The organism is Flavihumibacter sp. CACIAM 22H1 (assembly GCF_001601815.1).
GTDB lineage: Bacteria > Bacteroidota > Bacteroidia > Chitinophagales > Chitinophagaceae > Flavihumibacter.
The window spans coordinates 13,307-21,651 of record NZ_LUKG01000082.1 but is presented as its reverse complement, the minus strand read 5'-3'; the positions used below and the strand labels follow the sequence as shown (position 1 = coordinate 21,651).

Here is an 8,345-nt window from a genome sequence, read left to right as displayed (position 1 = left end):
AATAACATCGGGGTAACAGTGTTACCATTTTTCACATTTTCTTGCATACACTTAACTGTTTAGGCCACGAAAATAGCCCGCAGGGGAAGGAAAATAAAGCTAAGTGTACTTAGAAATGGCGGAAATGCAGCAAATTTCTTAAGAATAACCGCCACCAAGTGATATTTATCAGGAATCGTTTATAGGGAACGTCCTTTTTTATTTTGCTTGCCAGCATTCCGCTTCTCAAGCAATTCGGCGACCTTTTTTAATCGGGCTTCTTCCAATTGATCCTTCGTCTGAACCAACCGGGCGGAGTAATCCTTAACCTTAACTTCAACTTTTTTAAGAGCCTCGGATGTAGTAAGGTCAATAGCCATTACAGGTTCAACCGAATTATCCAATCCCACAAGGTCAAGTATTTGGCTAAGAACTACCCGTCCGTCATTCATAGGGAATTTTTCCCGGTAAAAGCCCATCATCTGATCAAAGGAGAATTGATCTAACAGGACTGCAATATCTACATAATCCTTTTTTTCCTTTCGGTGGCAGGTCGCATCCAGTTTGAAAGCCGCAATGTCTTCCAGGCTTGCGAGCCTTACAGGCCCCTCAGTTTTAAAAGGGCGGATGAATTTTACTGCCCAGTTATAAATATCCAGTTTTCTGGTTTCGGTGGGTGTTCCAGGAAGTGGCAGGCTAAAGCTGACACCCTGCCGGGTTTCATTTAAGAATTCAATTTGGGAATTGTATTGAAGCAAGGCGTTTTTCAGTTCAACAATATCAAAGGACCGATCTGTAAAAAAATCGAGGTCATCTGACTTACGGTGTCCAAGTTGAAGAGATAATGAGGTACCGCCTACAAGTGAAAAATTAGCCAATTCCGGCAATTTGGAAAGATCTAACAACACCTGATGGAGGGCAGGATCAATCGTGTTTAAGTGTAGCATAAGCCTTAAAATCTTGTAATGGTAACCCGAGGAGTGTGTGGGCCAGAAAAAGACCTTGCCTGTTCAGATACTTGTTATTTAGCAAGATCGCCGCTGTTTCATCTTTTCCATACAAAACAATCACAGACAGCACATCATCGAGCTTTCCGCGTTCAAATAGCCGGGAAACAATAAAAGCTTTATCACGCGAAAAATCCAGATTTTCCCGCTTTACGTCCCAGAAGGCATATCCTGGCAATAAAAAGCTCAAATCTTCAATTGACTCCATGGTATAAATTTACCAAAATTTGCCAAGGAATTAAAAGATTGTTCAGATTCAAGGAGTTAGGGCTGGAAAACAGTTTTCAATTACCTCTCCTTTTGACGTTGCAATTTATTTTCCAGGTCATTAAGAACGGGTGTGGCCTTAGTCCAACCGAAATGTTCAAAAAAGTCACGGGCGTGATCAACTCCCTTTAGGATCTCAAATCTCTCTTTATCAGTGATTCCGGATATCTTCAGGTGCCGGGCCAGGTTCTGCTTGATTTTGTCTTTATCTACCCCGTACAGCTTGTTCAGTATATTGGCAGTCTGTTCATTAGAAGGCATTGTACCACACTCGTTCATTTGGGATATCACCTGCGCAATTACCACAAGGGTTGGGATGGAATATTGACTTCTTTTACATTTTTTCAATTCTTCCTCCTGCCTGATACGTATTTGGTGCTCATTGATGGCCGTTTCCAGGTTGGGTAAAAACGTAGCGTAATAGCTCGGCCAATAATTAAAAGCAATTAATGTCAAAAGGGAAATTGCACCCGCAAGAAACAGTGAAGGTATCAAACCAGACCGATCCTGTGCAAAGGGAGCAACTGTCAAAAAAGATACTCCAACGATAGTCAGGAAATGGTACAAAACCAACCTAAACCAGTACCAGGCAATAACCTTTTTCTTAGTTGCCTCGAGACTCCAGAATGGAAATTTTGACTGGTAGGTATCGTGAACACTGTGAAATTGGGCACTGATATAGGCCGCCTGTAAAGGGAAGTCAAAACTTATAAGGGACTTCCACTGCTTCATAACCTGTTTCATCACGTCCTTTTTCTAAAATTATCGAAATGTACCGATTCAAACAAAACAGTTCTTTACGCAATTTTGCATCGAAACGATTTTATGGATGCTAGTTTGTACGGCTGCAAACATAATACCTGCTATCTTGCCAAGGTATCTATGATAGATTTTCTGTTATAATTATAATCCTCAACAGCGGCCTTACACGAATTGATTATTACACTCTTATCTGACTCAGCAATTTTAGTCAATATATTATTGCTATTTTCAACACTACGTATACAAATTTTATCCAGATTTTTGCCAATATAGTCAAATACCATCACCAATTGGCTAAAGGGCGAGATAACGTAGGGAGAAATTCTGCCCTATCATCAAGCGCAGATCTTCCACGGTGAATTCGTCGATTGGGATTCTGCGTAATTCCAGGCAACGCCTTACCATGTTGGTCGGGGCTTCGCCCGGATGGCCAAAGTTCTGCTTCTCCAGCTCTTCAATGTTCTTCTGCAGCCAATTATTTTTTCAATGTCTCTTTCGGTTTATTCATTTCCCTTTAATACCTGCTGGAGATACCGCTGAAAACTTTCATAGCCGTTGATGGACGGATCTTCCAGATCGATCATCTGCCCATGCCCTGTGTCGAAAATCTGCCAGTTATGTTTTCTTGCCAACGCCACTATTTCGTAGAGGCCGCTTTCTCCATACAAGCTCAATATTTTATTACTGACCGGTTCATCGTCCTGGAAGTAATCAATCTCAAAATCCTTTCCTTTGATCCTTCTGTGATTATCGCTGCGCTCGATCTCGTTAAAGTGACTCTCCAACACAGCACAGAAATCGGTTGGTTCCAGTTGCGTTTCGTCCAGTTCTTCCACTGACTGAATCTTCTGCCTGGAATTGAATAAAACAATATCCCAACTCATGGTTGACTATTGATATTTTTTGAACGCTTGATCAGGGTGGCCTGCAATCCAAATATTATCTGGCAGGTTACAGCTTTTTAAAAAAGTTACTTCCCTAATCGAGCTAGGCGAATCTGGATAGTCCAGCGCTGTTAGGAAAGTTCTCGGTCCGCGAGGTGGAGCGCCTTCTTTATAGTAAGAGCTACACCTGGGCGCACCAGAATTCAACCGGCAAAATTGAGCTTCGGTTTTATTGATTGCAAATATATCTGCCGTTGCTACGCGGATGATTTTGGGGAACTCATTTTGATTTTCGTATCGAGTATAATGTGTCCTAAGGTCTTTTTCGGTTGGCCAGAAAAAGACTCTTGAGTTCAACGAATGCACGAAGTCTCCGAACGTCCATCCCCCTTCAAGGTTCTTGCTAACAATCTTTTCGAAAAGTGGATCTTGGTCACGAAGAATAGCATGGAATGTCCCATTCACTATCGGGAAATGTCCTATTCTTCTTGTTCTTAAAAATTCAGACAGGTTAGGAACGCCACCGAGCTTCGCTAACACCGCTGCACTATTAAGCGTTCTGCTCTGCAGGATCGGCTTTACATTTCTTTCATCTGTTAAGTGATATAAAAAGGGGCGTAGTTCAATAAATTTATTAATATCCATATTACCAGTTTCTACGGTCAATAATTGCGCGATAATCGAATCCTGTACTAATTAAGGAAACTTTCACTCCTGAACATCTTTCAACCTCCTCGATGAACTGTCTGGTTTCCGGAGTGAGTTGATCATATCTTCTCGCTTTTTCATTCTCCTTTGAAAAATAATCCACGAAAGTCAGTGCGATGTCAGTAGGAGAGTTGAGTTCACAAGCTTTGCGAAAAAGCGACCAGTTAAATTCGGCTATTCTCCTTGCCTTTTTGGTAGTCGTTGTGATCTCCCTTTTTTTCAATACTTCCGGATCAAGTCCGGACCTGTGGGCAATGATGTCCAGGTCAATTTCCTTACTTTGAAAATCACCAGAAGTCCCACCGACGCGTATAGGATAAGTACGGGCAACCATGATGATCTTATTTATACGCATAGGCGAAATTCCTGCTTCGGATATACATCCAGAAACAGTTGTGTCCCTGGACGTCACATAAGGGTAAAGGCCATGATGCAGGCTCAACCCCGTTCCCTGCGTTCCCTCTAACAATATCTTTTTGTTATCCCGGTACATTGCTTCCAGTTCATCAAATGTTGATCCGATGAATGGTTGAAGTTTGGGATGATACTTTGCCTTGTGTTTTGTCTCTGCCCACAGGCGAGCAACGATATTTGTCGCCGTAGCTGCTCCAACACCTTGCGCGGTTGAACTGATTTTGGTTTTGTTTGCTTCTTCCAGTGCGATATCTTGTTCGCTTATAATGATCGCATTCTCGTCAATTACCAACCGCCGAGAAAACTCATCGGCTACACGGTATTTGGCGATCTCCTCCAAGAGTTTATCCGCGTTGATGACGGTGCCTGGTCCGAGCAAAAGCTTAGCGTGTTGATTTCTGTAGCAGCCGGATGGCAGAAGATGGAAAACATGTTTTTCTGGTTCCTCGTACACGGTATGTCCTGCATTGGGACCTCCTACACGGACCAGGCAATCATATTCCGGTGCGATATGCGCTGAAATTTGTCCTTTGCCTTCTGAGCCAAATTGTCCTCCGACCAATACATCTACCAACTTGCCCCCAGTAGGAGCCAATAGCTTTAGAAAGCTTGCTATGCGGACGACAACATCCTCGGGCGTAGATAGTTCTGTGTTGATGCACAAATCAGCTTCAGCGGACAATGAACCTACCTGCATTTCCGTAAGGTCGCGCTTACTTTCCTCATATTTTTGTTCTGCCTCGTTTGCTTCGAGTGAAGCAACTTCGTCTCTCTGCATGTATCGTTCTTTTAATATTTCGGGGGAAGCCAGCAAATGAATATGAAAAACAATATGATTATAAGCTTTGCGAAAATGTTGAATCTGGCTTGCGATCCTTACCGAATCAATCACGAAGAGCCGATCGTCTTCCCTCGAAAGCTTGAACTGCTCTTGAAAAAAATCCAGCACCCACTTACCACCGTCAATCTTATCTAAAGCGGCCCCACCTTCCTGAAGAAATGAGCGATCACCAGGATTTTCCCGCATATGTTTTTTCCGGAGCTCAGCTATCGCTTCCCTGGTTCGCAGCACTTTAAAATTGAATTTTTCTTCCAGCCTCTTTGACAGCGTCGATTTGCCAGCACCAATCTCTCCACTCAGAAGAATAATTATTTTTCTTTCTGCCATGTTGATTTCAAATTAAAAGAAGACATTGTTGAGCGAGGCCTAAATTCATCTGCTTTCGGGCTGCCAAACAAATAAATTGTAACGTTCACATCCTGATTGACGAGTTCAGAGTAGACCAGCCCTTCAATGATTTCCCATTTACCCCGGGCTTGACCAGATCCAATCAAGGGCATGTATACGTCAGCATTCAGTTCTTTTGCTGTATCCCTGAGCTCAGCCAGGCACGTCTTCAAACTTGGATAGTCGAGCAAGGTTTCGTCATTTTTTGGTTTCATTCCATTCTGTGCCAACATCTGGAAAACATATATATCAGGTCTTACCTGTAACAACTGACTATTACCGAGTCTGAAATCCTGCTTTCTTGCCTTCCACTCTTTCAATGCTGTTTTGACTTCCGGATAGTTCATCGAAAGCGACTTGCCAAAACCAATGCCTAATCCAGCACTTGTGTTTACGACCTGGGCAATCACTTTTAGTCCTTTCCCTTTCGGTTTAGTCGCGTCACCAAATTCAATTTGTATACGCCTGTTTTGCAGTTTTCCTTTTCCATCGTTAGGAACCACTACTATGGCAATCCTGGGCTTCCGTTCGCGCCGCATGGGAGAAATGCCGATATAGAAAACGTCATACTGCCGATCCATAAAAGGCCATTGTACCGTCTCCCGTTGAGTCGTTCCAGGCACATTGCAATAATATCCTTTAGAATCGCTGGGCAATCTAAATCCGTCGGGAATATTTATTTCAAAACGAGAAGAACGTTTGGAATAATCCATCACCAAATTATCTTCGGTCAGGAATGTACAGATCATCACAGCACAGGGGCGATCAACTGCATCAACAAATGCCAATAGAAAAGATTCCAGTGAAGCCTTATATTTCTTTGCCAGGTCTAATATACCCTCAATTGTTATCTCTTCGAGATTATTGGCATCAGCAGGGAAGATAACATAAGGAAGCTGGAGCTCAGATGCGCCAATATTACAAAGCTGTTCCAACTGCCTGTTTGCTTCAGGGTTTTCTTCCCGATTTCTTATTTCCTGATAACAATCTGTAAAAAAAGTATGAGCAATTTCATGACCAATGGAAAAATTCAAACGAGTCGTTTTTTGAAAGGGATTGTACTCAATCCGAAATTTTCCTTTATTCAACGGAACTGTTCTTGCGTCAGCTATTTCATCGTTTGGAGCAATCTCATGCTCCAAAATTTTTGCCAGTTCAATGGCATCATACGGCGGCCCATTCCAGCCCTTTGAAAGCGCCAGTAGGACGGTTTGCCTTGCCCGACGCTTCATTTCCGTAATCGGATCTGCATAATCCGATTCTTCCATCATTTTTACTACAGATTTATGCGTCCATCTCTTGGTAGGCACACCTGGTCCGTTATCTGCTTTTGCTTCATTAATAAAAAATTTCAAATCATGTGACGCGATCTCTTTTTTGCTTTTCAGGTTAAATGTTTCAACTAATTTTAAATGTTTGTCTACAAATTCGTTTGGGACATCCACAATTCCTTCGTTACTCAAAATGTTTGCTTCAATAAGAAAGTTCAAGGCAGATCTTGAGTCCTTCACATTTTCTTTGTCAGGTTGCATAATCTTGTTTTTTCAGCTTTTCAAGTTTCTTTTGGCTCTCTTTCCAATATTTTCCATCAATCTGTACGCTTCTTCTTTGGAGCAGTCTAATATGATGGCGATCTCTTCATAACTCTTGCCTTTCAGTTTAAGTTGGACAAATGCTGTATACCTTTCATTGTTCTCACAGGCTTTTGCTAAAGCCTCAGTGCATTTCTGCAGGTATTCTTCATTTGAAGGCGGATCTTCCACTTCATAGCCAGGCAGGCGTTCAAACTCAGTTACTTCGATCAATAGCGGTTGCTGTTTATCGCGTTTTATCTCCGACTTGTATTTTCGAACTTCGTTGGAGATCATTGAGTTCATTATCCTAATTAGCTGCTCCGCAAGATCGTATTTTTCAAACTGCCATTCCCAGGTCTGCTCATAGACAGCTTTGATCGCATTGCCTACATAATAGTCATGTGCAGGCATTCCCAATCTTTGTTCGCAATGAGCACCATACTTCGTCTTCGCTCCGAGCGTCAGCTCCACATGGGAATAGCATTTTTTTATAATGCTTTCCCATTCCGGCGTTGTCAGCGCCCTTAACCGGTTTGATATTTCAAGTTCAATCATCGCATAAGCTTTAATATCCTTTGGAATGTATTAACTCACTATGAATGGAATTCCGCCAAGGCATAGTGAAATCCGTAAAAAATACGAACAAATACGATAAATTTAAATAGTAAAATTACTACTTGACCCTGTATGAATATATTTAGTTGACATGTTACGACCGTCGAAGGAGGCCCTGCATTGAATTAGAGAGCCTTGTGGGCAGTGAATCCCAAGATTAATATAATTAACTAATTATCAACATAATAGCGTAAATATGATAACGGATTAAAGGGCTGAAGGGTAATCTTCCGCCCCGGCGTGGACGCCTGTAACGTTACTGGTTCAAAAGTATCAGGAGTTTCTGACAAGGCCGTGAGTAAAACACCGGGAAACGGCGTTTTTTCACCGGGGCATTTGAAAAAGGCTATTAGTAAGGGATGTCATGCGTTTATGCTGACCGGTTAATGAGATAGGGATGAAACCGGCGTAGCGATGAGCGGTGACGGGGCATGGGGAATAGCCTATTACCTGTGAGTGGTTGGTATCCTTGCCAGGGCTCTCTATGGTCAAACTTTATATGCAGTGCTGCGTCCATTAGTTGTTTGACCCGGCATTCCTGGACGGCGCATTCGATCCGGTTGTTTACGGGAGCGTTTTTGATGTCAGCGTACATTTCTTCGAGGAGGTGTTTCCACTGACGGTACTGGCTGATGGGAATCCTTTTTATTCCGGTAAGCTACCGTCAGACGCGTGAGAAATATTGTTTGAGCCAGCAATGCTCCAGCAGATAAAATTTTCAGTCGGTTAGTGTAATGAAGGGTGATAGGCTCTTTTCATAGTAAAGGTTTGGGTAAGGTAAGTAAGAGTGCTGCAAAAAGTTCCTTTAAGTTAAGCAAAAAAACGATCAGGAAAGACATAAATCATTTTAGGCCAGAGAGAATAAGGCATCCTATATCAGAAACCCTCACTTCCCCTCCTTAATCTC

At 42.4% G+C, this 8,345-nt stretch carries 9 protein-coding genes; all 9 read right to left on the bottom strand.

From position 1 onward, the window contains the following. Nucleotides 1-179: 179 nt before the first annotated feature. Nucleotides 180-926 carry a nucleotidyl transferase AbiEii/AbiGii toxin family protein gene (locus A1D16_RS17950; protein ID WP_290712054.1) on the bottom strand — a complete coding sequence of 249 codons (747 nt, stop codon included), beginning with the start codon at nt 924-926 and terminating at the stop codon, nt 180-182. Next, nucleotides 904-1,194, bottom strand: a complete 291-nt coding sequence (locus A1D16_RS17945; RefSeq protein WP_290712052.1) for a hypothetical protein — start codon at nt 1,192-1,194, stop codon at nt 904-906. The genes A1D16_RS17950 and A1D16_RS17945 overlap by 23 nt, the downstream gene beginning before the upstream one ends. A gap of 80 nt (nt 1,195-1,274) precedes the next feature. Further along, nucleotides 1,275-1,997 (bottom strand): hypothetical protein, encoded by a 723-nt coding sequence (locus A1D16_RS17940; RefSeq protein WP_290712050.1) that lies wholly within the window; start codon nt 1,995-1,997, stop codon nt 1,275-1,277. A 312-nt stretch (nt 1,998-2,309) separates the two neighbouring features. Then, nucleotides 2,310-2,465: a contact-dependent growth inhibition system immunity protein gene (locus A1D16_RS21785; RefSeq protein ID WP_366207020.1), complete on the bottom strand. Its 156-nt coding sequence runs from the start codon at nt 2,463-2,465 to the stop codon at nt 2,310-2,312. 50 nt (nt 2,466-2,515) lie between these two features. Beyond that, on the bottom strand, nt 2,516-2,899 hold the full coding sequence (locus A1D16_RS17935) for a hypothetical protein (protein ID WP_290712048.1): 384 nt from the start codon (nt 2,897-2,899) through the stop codon (nt 2,516-2,518). A 6-nt stretch (nt 2,900-2,905) separates the two neighbouring features. Continuing rightward, the gene (locus tag A1D16_RS17930; RefSeq protein ID WP_290712046.1) at nt 2,906-3,544 is read right to left on the bottom strand and encodes a hypothetical protein; all 639 of its coding nucleotides are present in this window, start codon (nt 3,542-3,544) and stop codon (nt 2,906-2,908) included. 1 nt (nt 3,545) lies between these two features. Beyond that, complete coding sequence (locus A1D16_RS17925) at nt 3,546-5,189, bottom strand: adenylosuccinate synthetase (RefSeq protein ID WP_290712044.1); 1,644 nt, start codon at nt 5,187-5,189, stop codon at nt 3,546-3,548. Beyond that, nucleotides 5,171-6,781: an ImmA/IrrE family metallo-endopeptidase gene (locus tag A1D16_RS17920; protein ID WP_290712042.1), complete on the bottom strand. Its 1,611-nt coding sequence runs from the start codon at nt 6,779-6,781 to the stop codon at nt 5,171-5,173. Before A1D16_RS17920 ends, A1D16_RS17925 begins: the two co-directional genes overlap by 19 nt. A 12-nt stretch (nt 6,782-6,793) precedes the next feature. After that, nucleotides 6,794-7,378, bottom strand: a complete 585-nt coding sequence (locus A1D16_RS17915) for a hypothetical protein (RefSeq protein WP_290712041.1) — start codon at nt 7,376-7,378, stop codon at nt 6,794-6,796. Between the last annotated feature and the right edge of the window lie 967 nt (nt 7,379-8,345).

Excerpts from the sequence above, each read along its gene's own strand:
- A1D16_RS17950 (WP_290712054.1), bottom strand. The coding sequence starts at position 926 with ATGCTACACTTAAACACGATTGATCCTGCCCTCCATCAGGTGTTGTTA.
- A1D16_RS17945 (WP_290712052.1), bottom strand. The coding sequence starts at position 1,194 with ATGGAGTCAATTGAAGATTTGAGCTTTTTATTGCCAGGATATGCCTTC.
- A1D16_RS17940 (WP_290712050.1), bottom strand. The coding sequence starts at position 1,997 with ATGAAACAGGTTATGAAGCAGTGGAAGTCCCTTATAAGTTTTGACTTC.
- A1D16_RS17935 (WP_290712048.1), bottom strand. The coding sequence starts at position 2,899 with ATGAGTTGGGATATTGTTTTATTCAATTCCAGGCAGAAGATTCAGTCA.
- A1D16_RS17930 (WP_290712046.1), bottom strand. The coding sequence starts at position 3,544 with ATGGATATTAATAAATTTATTGAACTACGCCCCTTTTTATATCACTTA.
- A1D16_RS17925 (WP_290712044.1), bottom strand. The coding sequence starts at position 5,189 with ATGGCAGAAAGAAAAATAATTATTCTTCTGAGTGGAGAGATTGGTGCT.
- A1D16_RS17920 (WP_290712042.1), bottom strand. The coding sequence starts at position 6,781 with ATGCAACCTGACAAAGAAAATGTGAAGGACTCAAGATCTGCCTTGAAC.
- A1D16_RS17915 (WP_290712041.1), bottom strand. The coding sequence starts at position 7,378 with ATGATTGAACTTGAAATATCAAACCGGTTAAGGGCGCTGACAACGCCG.